Annotated in this window: 19 protein-coding genes, 1 tRNA gene and 1 pseudogene; 18 read left to right on the forward strand and 3 right to left on the reverse strand. The window is 70.6% G+C overall.

Features of this window, described 5'->3' with window-relative positions:
• The first annotated feature begins 467 nt into the window (after positions 1 to 467).
• From msrA to GCL84_RS27115, 7 genes and pseudogenes are all read left to right on the forward strand, one after another.
• Positions 468 to 1,136: a peptide-methionine (S)-S-oxide reductase MsrA gene (gene msrA, locus GCL84_RS27085; RefSeq protein WP_156758407.1), complete on the forward strand. Its 669-nt coding sequence runs from the start codon at positions 468 to 470 to the stop codon at positions 1,134 to 1,136.
• Between the two features lie 45 nt (positions 1,137 to 1,181).
• A complete protein-coding gene (locus GCL84_RS27090; protein WP_156758408.1) occupies positions 1,182 to 1,487 on the forward strand; it encodes a type II toxin-antitoxin system Phd/YefM family antitoxin in 306 nt (101 codons plus the stop codon).
• Between the two features lie 8 nt (positions 1,488 to 1,495).
• Complete coding sequence (locus GCL84_RS27095) at positions 1,496 to 2,017, forward strand: type II toxin-antitoxin system RelE family toxin (protein WP_156758409.1); 522 nt, start codon at positions 1,496 to 1,498, stop codon at positions 2,015 to 2,017.
• 455 nt (positions 2,018 to 2,472) lie between these two features.
• A pseudogene (locus GCL84_RS27100) lies at positions 2,473 to 2,583 on the forward strand (peptide-methionine (S)-S-oxide reductase MsrA); the annotation flags it as partial.
• Between the two features lie 174 nt (positions 2,584 to 2,757).
• Positions 2,758 to 4,323 carry an Eco57I restriction-modification methylase domain-containing protein gene (locus GCL84_RS27105; RefSeq protein ID WP_207710103.1) on the forward strand — a complete coding sequence of 522 codons (1,566 nt, stop codon included), beginning with the start codon at positions 2,758 to 2,760 and terminating at the stop codon, positions 4,321 to 4,323.
• 44 nt (positions 4,324 to 4,367) lie between these two features.
• Positions 4,368 to 4,667 (forward strand): YiaA/YiaB family inner membrane protein, encoded by a 300-nt coding sequence (locus GCL84_RS27110; protein WP_156758410.1) that lies wholly within the window; start codon positions 4,368 to 4,370, stop codon positions 4,665 to 4,667.
• 10 nt (positions 4,668 to 4,677) lie between these two features.
• Positions 4,678 to 5,256 carry a YdeI/OmpD-associated family protein gene (locus GCL84_RS27115; RefSeq protein WP_156758411.1) on the forward strand — a complete coding sequence of 193 codons (579 nt, stop codon included), beginning with the start codon at positions 4,678 to 4,680 and terminating at the stop codon, positions 5,254 to 5,256.
• 50 nt (positions 5,257 to 5,306) lie between these two features.
• Here the strand turns inward: GCL84_RS27115 and GCL84_RS27120 are convergent.
• A tRNA-Gly gene (locus tag GCL84_RS27120) sits at positions 5,307 to 5,379 on the reverse strand.
• Positions 5,380 to 5,608: 229 nt separating this feature from the next.
• Between GCL84_RS27120 and GCL84_RS29555 the strand changes: the two genes are divergently transcribed.
• From GCL84_RS29555 to GCL84_RS27175, 11 genes are all read left to right on the forward strand, one after another.
• Entirely contained in the window at positions 5,609 to 7,084 is a 1,476-nt protein-coding gene (locus tag GCL84_RS29555) for a sigma-70 family RNA polymerase sigma factor (RefSeq protein WP_197523536.1), read from the forward strand.
• Positions 7,085 to 7,238: 154 nt separating this feature from the next.
• Positions 7,239 to 7,676 carry a DUF983 domain-containing protein gene (locus GCL84_RS27130; RefSeq protein ID WP_156758412.1) on the forward strand — a complete coding sequence of 146 codons (438 nt, stop codon included), beginning with the start codon at positions 7,239 to 7,241 and terminating at the stop codon, positions 7,674 to 7,676.
• Between the two features lie 57 nt (positions 7,677 to 7,733).
• Positions 7,734 to 8,597 carry an Fpg/Nei family DNA glycosylase gene (locus GCL84_RS27135; RefSeq protein WP_156758413.1) on the forward strand — a complete coding sequence of 288 codons (864 nt, stop codon included), beginning with the start codon at positions 7,734 to 7,736 and terminating at the stop codon, positions 8,595 to 8,597.
• 40 nt (positions 8,598 to 8,637) lie between these two features.
• Positions 8,638 to 9,912, forward strand: a complete 1,275-nt coding sequence (locus tag GCL84_RS27140) for a histidine kinase (RefSeq protein WP_156758414.1) — start codon at positions 8,638 to 8,640, stop codon at positions 9,910 to 9,912.
• A gap of 50 nt (positions 9,913 to 9,962) precedes the next feature.
• The gene (locus GCL84_RS27145; RefSeq protein ID WP_156758415.1) at positions 9,963 to 10,811 is read left to right on the forward strand and encodes a S49 family peptidase; all 849 of its coding nucleotides are present in this window, start codon (positions 9,963 to 9,965) and stop codon (positions 10,809 to 10,811) included.
• 75 nt (positions 10,812 to 10,886) lie between these two features.
• On the forward strand, positions 10,887 to 11,696 hold the full coding sequence (locus GCL84_RS27150; RefSeq protein WP_156758416.1) for a LytR/AlgR family response regulator transcription factor: 810 nt from the start codon (positions 10,887 to 10,889) through the stop codon (positions 11,694 to 11,696).
• A gap of 1 nt (position 11,697) precedes the next feature.
• Positions 11,698 to 12,111, forward strand: coding sequence for a hypothetical protein (locus tag GCL84_RS27155; protein ID WP_156758417.1), 414 nt, complete (start codon positions 11,698 to 11,700; stop codon positions 12,109 to 12,111).
• Between the two features lie 48 nt (positions 12,112 to 12,159).
• Positions 12,160 to 13,959, forward strand: a complete 1,800-nt coding sequence (locus GCL84_RS27160) for a sodium/solute symporter (protein ID WP_156758418.1) — start codon at positions 12,160 to 12,162, stop codon at positions 13,957 to 13,959.
• Positions 13,960 to 14,007: 48 nt separating this feature from the next.
• On the forward strand, positions 14,008 to 14,346 hold the full coding sequence (locus GCL84_RS27165; RefSeq protein WP_156758503.1) for a rhodanese-like domain-containing protein: 339 nt from the start codon (positions 14,008 to 14,010) through the stop codon (positions 14,344 to 14,346).
• Positions 14,347 to 14,348: 2 nt separating this feature from the next.
• The gene (locus GCL84_RS30755) at positions 14,349 to 15,248 is read left to right on the forward strand and encodes a DUF4328 domain-containing protein (RefSeq protein WP_268891423.1); all 900 of its coding nucleotides are present in this window, start codon (positions 14,349 to 14,351) and stop codon (positions 15,246 to 15,248) included.
• A 623-nt stretch (positions 15,249 to 15,871) separates the two neighbouring features.
• A complete protein-coding gene (locus GCL84_RS27175) occupies positions 15,872 to 16,084 on the forward strand; it encodes a hypothetical protein (protein ID WP_156758419.1) in 213 nt (70 codons plus the stop codon).
• A gap of 466 nt (positions 16,085 to 16,550) precedes the next feature.
• On the opposite strand, the gene GCL84_RS27180 is transcribed toward GCL84_RS27175, so the two are convergent.
• Both GCL84_RS27180 and GCL84_RS27185 read right to left on the reverse strand, forming a co-directional pair.
• A complete protein-coding gene (locus GCL84_RS27180; RefSeq protein WP_156758420.1) occupies positions 16,551 to 17,147 on the reverse strand; it encodes a DUF3558 domain-containing protein in 597 nt (198 codons plus the stop codon).
• Between the two features lie 3 nt (positions 17,148 to 17,150).
• Positions 17,151 to 17,528 carry a hypothetical protein gene (locus GCL84_RS27185; RefSeq protein ID WP_156758421.1) on the reverse strand — a complete coding sequence of 126 codons (378 nt, stop codon included), beginning with the start codon at positions 17,526 to 17,528 and terminating at the stop codon, positions 17,151 to 17,153.
• Between the last annotated feature and the right edge of the window lie 77 nt (positions 17,529 to 17,605).

Genomic DNA, 17,605 nt, shown 5'->3' on the forward strand with positions numbered 1-17,605 from the left:
GGCCCGGACTGGGGCCCGCCCGCCGGACCGTTCTGCGGTCCGCTCTGGGGACCGACCTGCGGCTCACCGGCCCTGCCACCCTGCTGCCCACCTGCCGGAACGCCCTGCGGCCCGACCGGCCCAGCCGCCGGCCGAGCAGGCTCGTGCGTGCTCACCGAAGCAGCGACAGCGTTAGCGGCAGGAGCGCGACCAGGTCCGCCGTCCGCGCGGCGGATCGGCTTGCTGGAGGCTTCCGCAAGGATCTCGTCACGCTGACGGGTGAATTCTGCGTGTGAGATCTCGCCCGCGGCTCGCCTGATCTCCAGGTCACGCAGCTCGCTCTGCCAACTCATCGGAACTCTCTCCCCTGCGTGCCGGCCCATCCGGTGAGATCCTGTCGGATCACGGGCACCCACACCCGCGGATGCGCGAACCGGTGACGAGATCGTGCTCATCCCGACGACCTCGGATGTCCGTACAGTGGAGGTATGGCACTGTTCGGACCGATCAAGTCCAAGATGGTAGACCCAGCAGCCGCGCTGGCCGGACGCGCTCAGCCCATTCCGTCGCCCTCCGAGCACGCCGTGCTGACCGGCCGTCGCATCAAGCCCCCGTTCCCCGAGGGCATCGAGACCGCCGTCTTCGGCCTCGGCTGCTTCTGGGGCGCCGAACGCCTCTTCTGGACCATCCCCGGCGTGTACTCCACCGCCGTGGGCTACGCGGGCGGCTACACGCCCAACCCCACCTACGAAGAGGTCTGCTCCGGCCTGACCGGCCACACCGAGGCCGTGCTCGTCGCCTACGACCCCTCTCAGGTCAGCTACGAGACCCTCCTCAAGACCTTCTGGGAAGGCCACGACCCCACCCAGGGCATGCGCCAAGGCAACGACACGGGCACCCAGTACCGCTCAGCCGTCTACTGGACCAACCACGCCCAGCGAGAGAGCATCGAGCGCACCCGGGCCGCCTTCCAACAGGCCCTCTTGTCCTCCGGTCACGGCAACATCACCACCGAGGTCGGCGAGGCCGGACCCTTCTACTACGCCGAGGACTACCACCAGCAGTACCTCTCGGCAGGCAAGAACCCGAACGGCTACTGCGGTCTTGGCGGCACCGGCGTGTCCTGCCCGATCGGCCTCGGGGTCCGCGAGGGCTGAGGCTCCACGCTGGAAAATCTGTGTAGTTTTCTGTATATTCAAGGCATGGCCACCATGAGGCAGCCGCGCGAGATCAGCGTTACCGAGGCCAGCAGGCGCGGTGTTGCTGGTCTCGTCGCGGACGCTGAACAGGGTGAAGACTTGCTCGTCACCCGCCATCATCGCCCTGTGGCAGTCGTCGTGAGTGCAACCCGCCTCGGGGAGATGGAAGCAGCAGCGGAGGACCTCCGCGACTTGGCGCTGGTCCTCGCGCGCTCGGCCTCAGACAACGGACGGCGAACCTCCTTCGATGACGTGCTGGTCGCGTTCGGCCACACTCACGAGTCGCTTGCCGCGATCGAGGACGACTGACGCAACAGATGCGGGACGTCCTCTTCACTGATGCGGCTATTGATGACCTGCGTCGACTCGGTCCTGATGTTGCACCCAAGGTCTTGAAGAAGATCAAGGTTCTCTTCGACAACCCCGAAGCGGGGCCTCCTCTCGGCGGCCAGTTGACTGGCTTCCGCAAGCTCGTGGTCGGTCGGAAGCACTGGCGTGTCGTCTATCGCATCGATGACTCCGGCTCTGTCGAGATCTGCGAGGTCTGGTGCGTCGGCGTCAGGTCCGATTCCGAGGTGTATGCCGAAGCCGCTGCCAGAGTGGCCGCCGTCCCCGATCAAAGCCCCGCGATGCTCCGATTGGCAGATGTAATCACCAAACTGGGCCGGTTGGCTGGCGATGTGGCGGTCGAAGTGATATCCCGGCCTGAGCCGGTTCCGGACTGGCTTGCTCAACGGCTCGTCAACTCGGTCGGGATCCCGGCAGAACAAGTGGCAGCGCTCGGACTCGAAGAAGCTGTGTCGCTGTGGGAGGAGTTCATGACCTCGCTGCGACAATGAGCGAGGGATCGGAAGCTCCAGTCTCAAGGTTGGCCCACTCCGGGCGCGAAGACGCGTGCGCGCGGGAAGAATCATGAGCGTGACACGCAGGCGTATGCCGTCAAACACATATATGAGGCGCTATTCGGCGAATATCTTCGAAATGTAGCCGAGACGGTGGGTCGAAGATGTATCTTTGAAATCGAGCGTGGAGCCGAGCTGCGGAGAAATTTTCAGCTCGACGATGCGTCGGTTATGGATGCCTCAGAGTTGCGCCCATGGGTATGGGAGGCTGATCGCCTCGCTGGCTCAGTGGAAATCATGGCGCGGCTTTGTGGGCTGCTGGTATCAACGTCAACTCTCGCCTTCAAGCAAAAATTGGTCGTAGGGATGTCGAGGAGACGAAGCTGCTGCAGGAGTCATTTTCGCTGGAAGATCCAAAGCCGGGAAAGAATCGCCTTCGTCTGTGTGATCCGGAGAACCAGAACGAGCAGTACCTCTCGGCAGGCAAGAACCCGAACGGCTACTGCGGCATGGGCGGCACCGGCGTGAGCTGCCCGATCGGCTTGGGCGTCCGGGAGGGCTGAGGGTCACTTGCCGTGGTGGTCGGGCAGGAGGCGATGCGCACCTCATCTCCTGCCAACTTGTAGACCATGCGGAGTTCGTGGCAGGGAGGTGCTGTCGGAGACCGCGAGCGGGCGAGGGCGGCAAGCGCCAGCCCGCCTGCGGTGGGGTGGTGCGTGGGTTCGTAGGATTCCGGGGTGGATCGGCGGAAGCGGTTTGGGGTGCACTACACCCCCTCCGCCCTCGCACGTTTCGTCGCCGAGCGGACGGCTGGCCAGCTCTCCGCCGCCCGTCCCATGGTGCTCGACCCGGCCTGCGGCGACGGAGAACTGCTCGAGGCCATCCGCGACCTCACCAACGCCCGGTTGGTCGGCTACGAGCTGGACCCCGAGGTCGCCGCCCTCGCCCAACAACGCCTGGGTCCCGACGCCGACATTCGGACCGGTGACTTCACCGAACTCGGGGGGCGGCTCGAACCGGCGGGCTTCGACGCGATCATCACCAACCCGCCCTACGTGCGCACCCAGGTCCTCGGCGGTCCGCACGCCGCCCGGCTGGCGGCCAAGTTCGGGCTCAAGGGGCGCATCGACCTCACCCACCCGTTCGTCGCGATGGCTCCACGGCTGTTGAAACCCGGGGGAGTGCTGGGTCTGTTGTGCAGCAACAGGTTCCTCACGACGCGCGCGGGTGCCAACATCCGCGCCCTGCTCACCGAGCACTTGGACGTCGTCGAGCTCTTCGACCTGGGTGACACCAAGCTCTTCGAGGCCGCCGTGCTGCCCGCGGTCGTCATCGCGGCGCGGCGGCCGCAGGGGCGCGCGGCGAGGTTCGCCAGTGCGTACCAGGTTCCGGGCCGGGGAGAGCCGGGTGATCTGTTCGCGGCGTTGGGCAACCCCAGGTCCAGCACCGTCTCCGTGGGGGCGCGGACGTTCGCCGTCGAGGTCGGGACGTTGGCGCGGGACGCGGCTGAGCAGCCGTGGCGGTTGAGCACGCCGGAGCGGGAGCGGCGGGCGGTGCGGGTGGCGGCGCGGACGTGGAAGACCGTGGGGGAGTTGGCGAAGATCCGGGTGGGGATCAAGACGACGGCTGATCAGGTGTTCATCGGGGAGCACTGGGACGGGCTGCCCGAGCACCGGGTGCCCGAGGCGGACCTGCTGCGGCCGCTGCTCACGCACGAAGACCTCCGCCCCTGGACCACGCCGGGGCCGCCCCGGGCGCGGGTGCTCTACCCCTACCTCGACCTGCCGCACCGGCAGCCGGTCGACCTCGGGCGCTACCCGCGGGCCGCCGCCTACCTCGCCGAGCACCGGGAGCGGCTCGAGGGCAGGCGGTACCTGACCGAGGCGGGGCGGGAGTGGTTCGAGATCTGGGTGCCGCAGCGGCCTTCGCTGTGGCGGGCGCCGAAGATCGTGTTCCCGGACATCAGCCCGGAGCCGCGGTTCGCGATCGACCGGAGCGGGGCGGTGGTCAACGGGGACTGCTACTGGATCAGCGTGCCCGAGATGGGGGGCGACGACCTGGCGCACCTGGTGCTGGGGGTGGCGAACTCCAGCTTCGGGACCCGGTTCTACGACGACGTGTGCGGGAACCGGCTCTACGCGGGCAGGCGGCGGTGGATCACCCAGTACGTGGGGCGGCTGCCGGTGCCCGATCCGGCGACCCCGGCGGCGCGGCGGGTCGTGGCGGCGGTGCGGCGGGTGGCCGGGGGCGACGCCGGGCACGTGGTCGAGGTGGAGCGCGCTGTCGCGCGGGTATTTGAGTAGAACACCTCAAGACAACGGTGCCGCAGGTCGCGCAGCATCTCTCTATGACCAACGAGACCAAGACCCCGTCCTCGCCGACCACCGGTGCGTTCTACGCGCAGGCAGCGCTGTCGTTCGCGATCGCCCTGGTGACGACCACGGTCGGCATCGCCTTCTTACCCGTCGACCCGTGGGTGCGGGCGTTCCTCGCGGTCGGCGCGCTGTACACGGTGACCTCGGCGTTCACCCTGGCCAAGGTCATCCGCGACCGGCAGGAGGACGCGGCGGTCAGCGTGCGGATCGACCGGGCCAGGATGGAGCGGCTGATGGCCGAGCACGACCCCTTCCGCACGCCCGGCGTCTAGCATCCGCTGCGTGGAGCCGACTTTCTTCGCGACGCCCGACGAGCTGCGGGCCTGGTTCGACGCCAACCACGCCGAGGCGGCCGAGCTGCTCGTCGGCTTCGGCAAGGCCGGGTCCGGCATCGCGACCGTCACCTGGTCGGAGGCGGTCGACGAGGCGCTGTGCGTCGGCTGGATCGACGGGGTGCGCAAGCGGGTGGACGACGCGAGCTACAGCGTCCGGTTCACGCCGCGCAAGGCCAGGAGCACGTGGAGCACGGTCAACATCGCCAAGGTCGCCGAGCTGATCGCCGAGGGCCGGATGCGCCCGGAGGGCCTGGCCGCCTTCGAGCGGCGCACCCTGGACAACTCCGAGATCTACAGCCACGAGCAGACCGAGGTCGCCTTCGTCCAGGAGCAGGAGGCCGTTCTGCGGTCTGACCAGCGGGGGTGGGAGTTCTGGACAGCCCAGGCCCCGTCCTACCGCAAGCAGGTGACCTGGTGGGTCATCAGCGCGAAGAAGCCGGAGACCCGCGAGCGCAGGCTGGCCCAGCTCGTCGAGTGCAACGCGGCGGGCGAGCGGATGGGCCAGTTCAGCCGCGCGAAGACCTAGAAGTCCTCGGACGCAGAAGAAGGCCGGTCGTGTGACCGGCCTTCTGCCTGAGCGGATGACGAGACTCGAACTCGCGACCCTCACCTTGGCAAGGTGATGCGCTACCAGCTGCGCTACATCCGCGTGTCCCGGTTTCCCGGTACGGCGGCAACTATATCCCACGCCGACTGCCGCCGGTAACGCGGGCCCCTGGGAATGGCCGGGTCGTGACTCTTCGTGATGTTCAACCTGAACGGACTATGGCGACGAGCGGTCCGTCGTTAACGTTCTTCACGGATACCGACCAGAAGGCGGGGGCATGTGGCAATCTCTTCACCACTGTCACGGGGGCCAGGAGGAGGTGCCGGGCCGGATGACCGGGGACCACCGGCCTGCTTCGAGCGGGTCCGCGGACGAGGCCACGACCTGCGACGACCGTGCCCTGCTCGCACGGCTGCGGGCTGGTGAGGACGCCGCGTTCGGCGAGCTGTTCTCCCGCCACAGCGACGCCGTCCGCCGGTTGGCGCTCGGGATGGTCACTGACCGTGCTGAGGCCGACGACCTGACCGCCGAGGCGTTCTTCCGGGTCCTGCAAGCCATCCGCCGCGGTTCGGGGCCCGTTGACAACGTCCGGGGATACCTCCTCACCGTTGTCCGCCGGGTTGCCTGGGAGTGGAGCGGGCGCCGCCGCGACGTGCCGGTCACCGATGAGGAGCTCGACTTCCGCGCGGGCCCCGAGCACGACGACAACGGCCGCTCCACCGAGCGCACCCTGATCACCCGCGCGTTCACCAGCCTGCCCGAGCGCTGGCGCAGCGTGCTGTGGAAGGTCGAGGTCGAGGGCGAGCGGCCCGCTGTGGTCGCGGGCAACCTCGGCCTGAGCCCCAACGCCACCGCCGCGCTGGCCCGGCGCGCCAGGCAGGGTCTGCGCGCGGCCTACCTGCAGGCCCACCTGGCCGCCGGGCGCGGCGCGACCAACTGCCGGGGCGTGTTGGAGAAGCTGGGCGCCTACACCGCGGGCAGTCTCACCGGCAGCGAGCGGCGCAAGGTCGGCGCGCACTTGGCCGCCTGCGCCGACTGCACTGACACCCAGGCCGAGTTGCAGGAGGTCTGCTCCGGGCTGCGCGCGCACGCCGCCTTCCTGGCCGTCCCGGTCGCCGGGCTGGCCGTCGCCCAGCACACCGCCGCCGGGGGCAGCCTGCTCGCCGGGCTCAAGGCCGTGCTGACCAGCGCGAAGTTCCAGGTCGTCGCGGCTGCGGGCTCGGCGGCGGCGGTCGGCGCGCTGGCGCTGGCGCCGTGGGCGGGGCAGTCGGAGCCGCAGGCCTACGTCGACCTCGACGGCAGTGCCCCGATCGTGGCGGCCACCGAGACGACGCAGAGCCCGGTGGGCACCAGCGCCAGCCCCGTCCAGACGGCCGCGTCCAGCGTGATCGCCCCTGCGGGCCAGCCGCGCCGGACCGCCCGGACACACGTCGAGGTGCCCACCACCGAGCGGAGCGGGCGCGCGCAGCTCCCGCCGTCGCCTGGGCCGACCGACGCCCCCGGGCAGGGGCGTTCCGCCGACGCCGACACCCACGCCGTCCCGGTCGAGGTCTTCGACGCGTCGCTGCCCCTGGTGTCCAGGCAGGTGTCGGTCGAACGGCGCACCGAGGAGCGCGACGACCAAGTGGTCGTGTCCGAGACGATGACGACAACCCTGGTCAACTCCGCGGGCCAGACCTCGGTCGCCACGACGACCGCGCAGTACCTGGAACCGCAGGCCACGGTGCTGCCGCCGGCCTCGTCGGCCCCCGCGACCCGGCCCGCGCCGCCGACGTGGCCCAGCCGCGCCCGCACCCCGAGCGGTTGATCAACTTTCCGCCCGGTGCGACAATCGTCCGCGATGACCAAGCGAGGCGCTTTTCACCCGTTGGGCCGAGAGCGGAGCCGGTACCGTTGTCCCTCGGTGGCCTAACGCACAGGTGGACCAACGTTCAGCAGCGCTACGCCGAGAGGGCTGAGAGATGACACGTCAGGTACGCGACGTGAACGGCAGGCTGTGGACCGTGCGCGGCACGCTCACCTGGCGCACCCCGGCCACCGAGGACGACTTCGAGCACGACGTGGCCGCGGGCTACGTGCCCGGGATCATGATGCTGGGGCTCGTGGCGCTGCTGGGCGTCGTGCTGATCACCTGGATGCCGGAGGACGTCGTCGCCGCGGGCTGGGTGCTGCTGCTGCTCGCGGTGCTCGCCCTGTTCTTCCCGGCCAGGTGGGCGCTGCGCAGGCCGTGGACGCTGATCGCCGAGACCGGTGACGACGGCGACGGCGAGCCGACGGAGCGCTGGGTCGGCACCGTGCGCGGCTACTTCGCCGCCCGCGGGGAGCTGGGTCGGATCGCCAAGAACCTGGGCGCGGACTCCCAGCCCAGCTACGAGGGCGTCCTCAAGCCCATCAACTAGACCCCTCCACCACGTCCAGGGCATGACAGGCGAGTCGATCCGGGTGAGACTAGTGCCGTGCCGGAACTGCCCGAGGTCGAAGCCCTCGCCCACCACCTGCGCGAACACGCGGTGGGGCGGACTGTGGCGCGCGTGGACGTCGCGTCGATGAGCGTGCTCAAGACCGCCGACCCGCCCTGGACGGCGCTCACCGGCCGCGAGGTCACCGGGGCCGGGCGCACCGGCAAGTACCTCGACCTGGACTGCGACGGCCTGCACCTGGTCGTGCACCTGGCCCGCGCCGGGTGGCTGCGCTGGGCGGACACCCTCTCCGCCGCCCCGCCCAAGCCGGGCAAGGGGCCGCTGGCGCTGCGCGTGCACCTGGGCCCGCCGGGCGAGGGGCCTGGCTTCGACCTCACCGAGGCGGGCACGAAGAAGGGCCTGGCCGCCTGGGTGGTCGAGGACCCGGCGACGATCGAGCAGATCGCCACCCTCGGCCCGGACGCGCTGGCGCTGACCCGCGACGAGTTCGGCGAGGTCATGGCCGCGCGCACCGAGCGGCTCAAGACGGTGCTGACCGGGCAGCGGGTGATCGCGGGCATCGGCAACGCCTACTCCGACGAGATCATGCACGTGGCGGGGCTGTCCCCGTTCGCCACGCCCGCCCGGCTCGACGCCGACGCGGTCGACCGGCTCTACGCGGCGATGCGCGAGGTGCTGACCTCCGCGGTCGACCGCTCCGTGGGGCAGGCGGCGGCGCGGTTGAAGGGCGAGAAACGCTCCGGCCTGCGGGTGCACGCCCGCACCGGTCTACCGTGCCCGGTGTGCGGGGACACGGTGCGCGAGGTGTCGTTCGCCGACAAGGCCTTCCAGTACTGCCCCACCTGCCAGACCGGCGGCAAACCGCTCGCCGACCGGCGTCTCTCCCGACTCCTCAAGTAGGTACCGTGGACGACCATGATCCGGTGGAGGGCGGTGGCCCGTGGGCCAGCTGCTGACTGAGCGCGCGGTGGTCGGCGTGGTCGCCACCCTGCTCGTGCTGGGGCTGTTCGTGGCCCTGTGCCGCCCGCGCAAGGCGGGATCGGTGGACGACGCGGTCCTCGACGCCGTCGGTCGGCTGTCGCGGGCGGCCCCGGAGCTGCGCGGCGGGCTGACCGAGCGCAGCGCCGACCAGGCCACGCGCGAGCTGGTCCAACTGCTCAAGTGCGTGGCCGTGGGCATCACCGACAGCGAGGGCACCCTGCTGTCCTGGGCGGGCGAGGCCAACGAGCACTACGAGGACCTCGAGGCCCCCGTGATCGAGGTCGTGCGCCGCGGCCACCGCGAGCACATCCAGCACGAGAACCTGCAGTGCCGCCGCCGGGGGAGCTGCCCGATGCGCACCGCGGTCATCGTCCCGCTGGTCATCGACGGCCAGATCGAGGGCACGCTGATCCTGGTCGGCGGGGTCGACAGCAAGCGCTTGATCCGCGCCGCCAACGAGCTCGCGGGCTTCCTGTGCATCCAGCTCGAGCTGGCCAAGCTCGACGAGTCCAAGCAGGCGCTGGCCCGCGCCGAGATCCGCGCCCTGCGCGCCCAGATCTCCCCGCACTTCATCTACAACACCCTCAACACCATCTCGTCGCTGATCCGCACCGACCCCGAGCAGTCCCGCGAGCTGCTCCAGGACTTCGCCGACTTCACCCGCTACTCGTTCCGGTCCTCCGGCCTGTTCGCCACCCTCGCCGACGAGCTGGCCAACATCGACCGCTACCTGACCATCGAGTGCGCCCGCTACCGCGAACGCCTCAACGTCCGCCTCCGCGTCGCCCCCGAGGTCCACTCGGTGGTCGTCCCCTTCCTCGTCCTGCAACCCCTCGTCGAGAACGCCGTCCGCCACGGCATCGCCAAGAAGCCCGGCGGCGGCACCGTCAGCGTCTTCGCCCACGACAACGGCTCGGAAGCCCTCATCACCGTCGAGGACAACGGTGTCGGCATGGACGCGGACCGGCTCTTCGAAGACCTCCGGGACGCCCACAAGACCGGCAGCCACGTCGGCGTCGGCAACATCAACCAGCGCATGCGCCAGGTCTTCGGCGACGAGTACGCGCTGATGGTCGAGACGGCCCCCGGCGCGGGCATGAAGATCACCCTGCGCGTGCCCAAGTTCTTCCCCGGCGTCCGCCCGGACCTGCCGGACTTCTCCGAGGAGCAGAACCGCCGAGACCGCCAGGACCGCCAGGAACACCAAGATCGCCACGATCCGCCCGCCGCGTGAGGCGCAGCGGCGCGACGGCAGCGCACCCGACCTGCCCGTAGGGTTGGGGCATGGGTGCTGCGGGCAAGTTGGTCGGGCGGTTGGCGGAGATGCGGGACAAGCCGGACAAGGGCCCGGTCGTCGCCGTCGTGCGGCTGCACGGGGTGATCAGCGCCGCTGGTGCGCCCATCGGACGCGGGGTCATCAACGTCTCGACGGTCGAGGGGCTGCTCAAGCGGGCGTTCGGCAAGCCGGAACTGGTCGCTGTCGCCGTTGTGATCAACTCGCCCGGTGGGGCGCCGACGCAGTCCGCGCTCGTGGGGGAGCGGATCAGGGAGCTGGCGGCGGAGAAGGGCGTTCCGGTCCTGACCTTCTGCGAGGACGTCGCGGCGTCCGGGGGCTACTGGCTGGCCTGCGCGGGCGATGAGGTCTACGCGCACGCGACCTCGCAGGTGGGGTCGATCGGGGTGATCTCGTCGAGCTTCGGGCTCGACGGGCTGCTGGACCGGTTCGGCGTGCAGCGGCGGGTCTACGCAGCCGGGGCGAACAAGGCGCGGCTCGACCCGTTCCAGCCCGAGTCGGAAGAGGACGTCCGGTGGCTGCGGGGGTTGCAGGACGAGTTGCACGGGCTGTTCATCGACTGGGTGCGCGAGCGGCGCGGCGACCGGCTCAAGGGGTCGCCGGAGCAGCTTTTCTCCGGGGAGGTCTGGACCGGCGCCAAGGCGCTCGAGCTGGGCCTGGTCGACGGGCTGGGCAGCGTGCGGTCGGTCATCGGGAAGCGGTTCCCCGACGCCGAGATCGTGGTGAACGAGCCCAAGAAGACGTTGCTCGACCGGCTGCCGATCCGGGCTGGGGACCGGGTGCTCGGCGCGTTGGACGCGATCGAGGCGCGGGCCACGTGGTCTCGCTTCGGACTGTGACACTGCCCCTCGAATGGGTGACACTGGGGGAGGGCATGGACAGCGCGAGAGGCGCGGGGCAAGATTGCGCTCACCGTGAGTACTGCCACTAACACACCCGGGCTCGTCGTCCTCGCCGTCGACGACGAGCAAGCGGGCATTGACGAGCTCGTCGCGCTGCTGGACGACAACCGGCACGTGCGGCGCGTGCTCGGGGCCTCCAACGCCAACGAGGCGCTGCTCGTGATGGCCGGGGACGACGAGGAGCTGGCCGCGCGCAAGGAGGCGGGCATGCCCGTCGTCGACGCCGTGTTCGCCGACCTGGACATGCCCGGCCTGACCGGGATGGAGCTGGCCAAGGTGCTGGCCGGGTTCAAGCCTGCCCCGGTGCTGGTCTTCGTCACCGCGCACAGCCACGAGGCCGTCGCCGCGTTCGACCTCGGCGCCGTGGACTACATCCTCAAGCCCGCCAAGCAGCCCCGGATGGACAAGGCGATCGAGCGCGTCCTGGAAAAGATCAGCCAGAACGCGGGCGGCGCGGCGGCCGCGGTGCCCGAGCAGCGCGACGACGAGGTCATCCCGGTCGAGCTGGCGGGCACCACCAAGCTGGTCTCGCGCGCGGCCGTGCGCTGGGTCGAGGCCCAGGGCGACTACGCCCGCCTCTACACCACCGACGGCTCGCACCTGGTGCGCATCCCGCTCGCCCAGCTCGAGGAGCGCTGGGAGAAGGCCGGGTTCGTGCGCATCCACCGCTCCTACCTGGTGCCGCTGTCGCTGATCACCGAGCTGCGCATGGGCGGGTCCGGGTACTCCGTGGTCATCGGCCACGAGGAGAAGGTGCTGCCGGTCAGCCGCAGGCACACCCGCGAGCTCAAGGACAAGCTGGTCCGCGGCGGTGGTTCGTGACGTGAGCGACGAGCCAGCGGGCACCCCGGCCGCCGAGCAGCAGGCCAAGCCGTCGCGCCCGCCCCGGCGCAAGCGGGTGGTCCTCGCGGACTCGCGCGCCCCGGTCACCGTGCTGCGCACGGTGCTCGAGCTGGAGGAGCAGACGAGCTGGGCCGAGGAGGTCGTGCGCGGCTTCATCCGCACCCAGTTCTGGACCGCGGTCCGGCTCGCCCTGGTGGTGATCTCCACCCTGGGGGCGCTGCCGCTGGTGTTCTTCTTCGCGCCCGGCCTGTCCGAGGTGTCCGTCGTCGGGGTCGCGCTGCCGTGGCTGCTGCTCGGGATCGTGCCCTTCCCCCTGTTGTTCGGGCTGGCGTATTGGTACAACGTGCTGGCCGAGCGCCAAGAGCGCGACTTCGTCGACATGGTCGAGAAGTGACCTGCACGGCTTAGACAGCGGACACGACGGGGCGGGGATCCAGGAGCCGTGGAACTGAACCTCTGGGCGGTCGCCTGCATCCTGCTGGTCTGCCTGGCCACCTTCACCATCGGTTTCCGCAGCTCACGGCTGGCCAGCACCACCCAGGACTTCCTCACCGCCCGCCGCACGGTCCGCTCGCGGCGCAACGCCGCGGCGGTGTCCGGCGAGTACCTGTCGGCCGCGTCGTTCCTCGGCGTGGCCGGGCTCGTGCTCAAGGACGGGGCCGACGCGCTGTGGTACCCGATCGGCTTCACCGCGGGGTACCTGGCGCTGATGCTGTTCGTGGCCGCGCCGCTGCGCCGGTCCGGGGCCTACTCGCTGCCCGACTTCGCCGAGGCGCGGCTGGGGTCTCGGCAACTGCGCGGGCTCTCGACGGTGTTCGTGGTGTTCATCGGCATGCTCTACCTGGTCCCGCAGCTCCAGGGCGCCGGGCTGACGCTGAGCCAGATCGTGCCCGGCGTGCCGCTGTGGGCGGGGGCCGTGCTGGTCGCGGCGCTGGTCGTGGTCAACGTCCTCGGCGGCGGCATGCGGGCGATCACGGTCGTGCAGGCGTTCCAGTACTGGCTCAAGCTGTTCGCGATCGCCGCGCCGACCTTCGTGCTGTGCGCGCTGTTCCTCGGGGAGGGCGGGGTGGACGGCATCGGCGGCACCGGGCTGTCGCAGCCGATGGCGCCCCGGTTCACCACCGAGACCACCGTCGAGGTCGCCACCGACGTTGTGCTCCAGGTCCGCGAGGGGCTGCCGCTGTGGGTGGAGGGCGACGGCGTCGTCGACGGGTCGCGCGCGCGCGGGAGCGTCTACTGGGGCCCGGGTGAGCACACCGTCGGCGCGGGCGCGCGGCTCCGCTTCGCCGAGGGGGCGCCGGTGCCGGTGGTGAGCGGGGCGCCCGCGGACAACGCGACGTGGCTGCGGCCGGTGTCCGGGGTGGGCGACCTGCTGACGACGTACTCGCTGATCTTCGCGACGTTCCTGGGCACCATGGGCCTGCCGCACGTGCTCAACCGCTTCTACACCAACCCGGACGGCCGGGCCGCGCGCCGCACGACCCTGCACGTGCTGATGCTGCTGAGCCTGTTCTACCTGTTCCCGGTCGTGCTGGGCGCGCTCTCCCGCATCTACACCCCGGAGCTGCTGGTGACCGGGACGACGGACGCGGCGGTGCTGCTGCTGCCCGGCAAGATCGCCCCCGGGGTCCTCGGGCAGGTCCTCGGCGCGGTGACGGCCGCCGGGGCGTTCGCGGCGTTCCTGTCGGCGTCGTCCGGGCTGGTGGTGAGCGTGGCGGGCGTGCTGTCGACCGCGGGCGGCGGGCGCGGGCGGGTGCGCGACTTCCGCTGGGCGACGGTGATCGCTGGCGTGGTGCCGCTGGCGCTGGCGCTGCTGTTCCCGACCGGCGACGTGTCGCTGAGCGTCGGGCTGTCGTTCGCGCTGGCGGCCTCGACGTTCTGCCCGGTGCTGCTGCTGGGCATCTGGTGGCCGCGGATCACCTGGGTCGGCGCGGCCACCGGCATGTGCGTCGGCGGCGGGCTGGTGCTGCTGTCGCTGCTGATCAGCATCATCAGCGGCCTGACCGGCGACTGGGCGCCGGAGTTCCTGCTGCAACCGGCGCTGGTGACCGTCCCGATCGCGTTCCTGACCGTCTACCTGCTCAGCAAGGCGACCTCGGGCAAGGTCCCGCAGGAGACCAACCGCATCCGGATGCGCATGCACGCCCCCGACCGCCTCGGCTTCATCCGCGACCGCGACATAGCCCGGTTCGGCACCGCCGAGGAGCGCTCGAAGCTGGCCAACGGCCGCCACCGGCGCTGAGCTTCACCCGCAGGCAACGGCCACCCGTGGCAGCATTGACCGGTGATGATGCCGCAGCAGGTGCCCAGCACCACCGTCGCCGACATCCCGGCCGACCTGCCCGAGGGCACCGTCCTGCTCGACGTGCGGGAGCAGGACGAGTGGGACGCGGGCCACGCCCCGGCCGCCGTGCACATCCCGATGAGCGAGCTGGCGGGCCGCCTCGACGACCTCGACGAGTCCAGGTACCTGGTCATCTGCCGCGTGGGCGGCCGCAGCGCCCGCGTCACCGCCTACCTCAACGCCAACGGCTGGGAGGCGACCAACGTCGAGGGCGGTATGCAGGACTGGTCCGCCCAGGGCCGCCCCGTCGTCAGCGACGTCGCAGACACCCCGACGGTCATCTGACCGTGCGCCCCCCGCAGCCGCGTTTGCGCTGGGTGGCGACCCCGCCGCCCGGCAGCGAGCCGCCCCGGCCGCTGGCTCCCCCTGGCCCGTACCTGGGCCCGCCCGCCTACCGGACGCCGCCGAGGTGGGGCTTCCCGACCCTGGCCTGGCGCTGGCCCAAGGCGGTCGCGGGCATCGACGAGCCGCTGCTGTCCCCGGTCGACCGCCTGCGCCGCCGGGCCAAGACGGCGTCCACCGCCCTGTGGCTGCTCGCCGCCGTCGCCGCCGTCGCCACCCTGGCCGAGGGCTGGCGCTACGCCCTGCTCCTGCTCAGCAGCGACGGCGCCCTGTCGCGCGGCACGGTGGACCTGTCCGACAGCCTGGTCGTCACCGCGGGCGTCCTGACCCTCGTCACGGGCTTGCCCGCCGTCGTGACAGCGGTGTGGTGGCTGCTCACCGCCCGCGTCGTCGCAGCGGACGTCGCGGGCTACGACCCCCCGCGACCGGACTGGGTCGTGCTGCCGTCCCTGATCGCCCCCCTGGTCAACCTGGTCGTCCCCGGCTCGATCGTCGCCGAGCTGGAACACGCCATCCTCCGCCGCGACCCGGGCAAGCGCCCCACCCCGACCCCCCTGGTCCGCTGGTGGTGGGCCACCTGGGCCCTCGGCGCCATCCTGTTCACCCTGACCACCATCTGGCGCTTCCGCACCGGCGCCCAAGCCGAAGCCGACGGCGTGGTCCTCTCCGCCCTCACCAACGCCACCGCCGCAGCCGTCGCGATCCTCTCCGAACTGGTCGTCTCCCGCTTCACCGCCCTGCTGGCCCCCATAGACATCACCACCACCCGCCGCCTGCGCGTGGTCAGCGTCAAGGACGCCCCGGAGATCACCCTCCGCCCCCGCCCAGCCCACGCCCCCCGCTGATCTACCCCCCGATCACCGGCGGCGCGGTCACCTCATCGGTCCCGAACAACTCATCCGCGTCATCCTCAACGAGGAACGACGCCCGCTGGTGCTCCAAGTCCTCCCCGCCACGGCCTCCGCCTCCGCCCCCGCCGCCCCCCATCGGCGCGCCACCCCGCCCGCGACCGGCGTCGGCAGCCCCCGCACCGGCACCAGCCATCCCCGCACCAGCACGCCCCCGCCCCTGCTCCTCAGCTCCCGCGGCGCCACCGGCGCCCAAGCCCTGACCACTGCCCCCGGGACCGAACCCGCCACCGCCCGCCCGGGGCCCACCACCAGCCCCGAACCCACCACCCGAGCCGTTTCCACCGGGCCCGAACCCACCCCGGCCCCCACCGACTCCACCCACCCCGCCAGCACGCATCCCACCAGGCCCACCCCGACCGTTCCCAAGGCCACCAGGCCCGTTTCCAGGACCACCAGGCCCATCCCGGTACCCAGGCGAAACCCTGCCCGGCGGCATGGCACCCGGCGGCACCCCACCAGGCGGCAACATGCCCGGCCCGCCGATCCCACCGGGAGGAACATGCCCACCCGGCCCCTGCCCAGGCGGCGTCGGCACACCAGGCCCACCCGGCGGCGGCGTGAACCCACCAGACGTGGTCGGCGCCGACCACCCACTAGCCGTCGTCGACCCCGGCCCGTCCCACCCGGATGGCGGCGCCACCGGCGTGCGCCCATCGGTGCGGCCGGTGGTGCGCGGGTCGCTCGTGGTGCGCGGGTCCTCGGCGGGTGGGGCGTCGGCCGGCTTGGCCTCGGGTGCGCCGTACTCGGTGGGCATGTTGGTGGTGTTGTAGCCGGACTCGCCCGCGTAGGTGTTCATGGTGCGAACGTTGTGCGCGTTGGCTTCCCGGTTCTGGGTCACCTGCTGTTCGTAGGTCTCGCTCGCCCCACCCAGCGTCCTGATGTTGTCCCAGATCCCGGGCTCCTCCGGCACCGTCGGAACCACCTGAACGGTGCCCTTGGCCTGGTCGAAGGACCCGACTTGCCGGTGCAACAGATCCTGCATCGTCTTGAGGTGCGGGTGCGCGGCTTCGTGCTGCGCCGCGATCGGCGCCGCCCCCCGTGCGGCGGCCCCCGATGCGTCGCCCTGCCAGATGGACTCCATATGGGCGGTCAGCCGACCGATGTCGCTGGCACGGCGCTCGTAGTCGCTCGCCAGCGTGTTGATCTCGACTGCGGCGGCGGTGAGCCGCTCACCACCCCGACCCTCGGCGAAGTTCTTGTAGATGGCCTCACCGGTCATGCACACGTTGGGAAGCACTAGCTCTCCTTGAGCTTGTCCACGACCGAACTGGCGATCTTCTGAACGTTTGAGCACGCGGTCGCGGGGTCACCCCCGGCGACGGAAACGTTGAAGGCCATCCCGGGGTTCATGCCCACGAAGACGTTGCACCATCCGTCAGGACGGTCATCTGTACCGCCGTCCGCCACAGCGGCGGGGTAGCCGTTGACCGTGGTGGGCTCGAAGTAGGCGAGCTTGCCCTCTTTGTTGCCTCGGTAGATGTCGCTGAGACCGTTGACGTTGCCCTCGTTGAACACAACGCCGTAAAGGGCACGATTTTCGGCATCCCTCCAGGCGCAGTTGGGGCCGTTGGAGGTTGTCACTGGGAACTGCTTGCCCAACCCGAACGACGCAAGTTCCTGCTCGGTGAACAGTTGGCAGGGGTCGGCCAGGTAGCGACCTGCCTCGATCGGGTTCTCGATTGGGGGAGCGCCGCTAGCGTCAGGATGCGCGGATGTGCTGCTGGTGCTCACGCTCGTTTCGGTGGCGACTGGTGTCCCAGTCTCCGTGCACCCGGCCAGCACGGCGCAGGCCGAAGCGGTGATGGCGAGCACGACTCGCTTGGGCGGGGACATGGGTCAGGCTCCCGACTGTGTGATGGCTGAGTTGTTGCCTGCCTCGGTGCCCGCGTACTGCTCCCGAGCAGATTGCAGGGCCTCGACGAACCTCGTTGCCATGAGGAGCATCTGATTGTTGTGTTCGGTGGCTCTGACCAGGCTCGTACGCGAGGCGGACAACTGATTCTTGCTAGCAGGATCGTCCGCAGGCGAGTCGATCAACCGCTGCGTCTCCTCCAGTCGGTAGCCTGCCGCGTCGATCTCGTCCTTGACCTGCTGCCAACGTTTGAGCAAACTATTAAGCTCGTCGAGGCTGGTGACAGCAAAGTGACCGCCGGGTGCTTCTTGAGCGCCCACGGTGATCGGCGGCACTGCTGGCGGTGTGTTGCCCTCGGGCATGGTTGTTCCCCCACAGTCGACCTTGCTCCGGATGACACCGTATTGGGTGCGCCTGACGACCGGGTGGTTTCGTCCCA

The sequence above is a fragment of the Actinokineospora pegani genome (assembly GCF_009745975.1).
In the GTDB taxonomy this organism is placed as follows: domain Bacteria; phylum Actinomycetota; class Actinomycetes; order Mycobacteriales; family Pseudonocardiaceae; genus Actinokineospora; species Actinokineospora pegani.

What these genes read in the sequence shown, in the direction of transcription:
- GCL84_RS27185 (WP_156758421.1), bottom strand. Translation starts at nt 17,528, where the DNA reads ATGCCCGAGGGCAACACACCGCCAGCAGTGCCGCCGATCACCGTGGGC.
- GCL84_RS27130 (WP_156758412.1), top strand. Translation starts at nt 7,239, where the DNA reads ATGACACGTCAGGTACGCGACGTGAACGGCAGGCTGTGGACCGTGCGC.
- GCL84_RS27110 (WP_156758410.1), top strand. Translation starts at nt 4,368, where the DNA reads ATGACCAACGAGACCAAGACCCCGTCCTCGCCGACCACCGGTGCGTTC.
- msrA (WP_156758407.1), top strand. Translation starts at nt 468, where the DNA reads ATGGCACTGTTCGGACCGATCAAGTCCAAGATGGTAGACCCAGCAGCC.
- GCL84_RS29555 (WP_197523536.1), top strand. Translation starts at nt 5,609, where the DNA reads ATGACCGGGGACCACCGGCCTGCTTCGAGCGGGTCCGCGGACGAGGCC.
- GCL84_RS27180 (WP_156758420.1), bottom strand. Translation starts at nt 17,147, where the DNA reads ATGTCCCCGCCCAAGCGAGTCGTGCTCGCCATCACCGCTTCGGCCTGC.
- GCL84_RS27145 (WP_156758415.1), top strand. Translation starts at nt 9,963, where the DNA reads ATGGGTGCTGCGGGCAAGTTGGTCGGGCGGTTGGCGGAGATGCGGGAC.
- GCL84_RS27090 (WP_156758408.1), top strand. Translation starts at nt 1,182, where the DNA reads ATGGCCACCATGAGGCAGCCGCGCGAGATCAGCGTTACCGAGGCCAGC.
- GCL84_RS27095 (WP_156758409.1), top strand. Translation starts at nt 1,496, where the DNA reads ATGCGGGACGTCCTCTTCACTGATGCGGCTATTGATGACCTGCGTCGA.
- GCL84_RS27165 (WP_156758503.1), top strand. Translation starts at nt 14,008, where the DNA reads ATGCCGCAGCAGGTGCCCAGCACCACCGTCGCCGACATCCCGGCCGAC.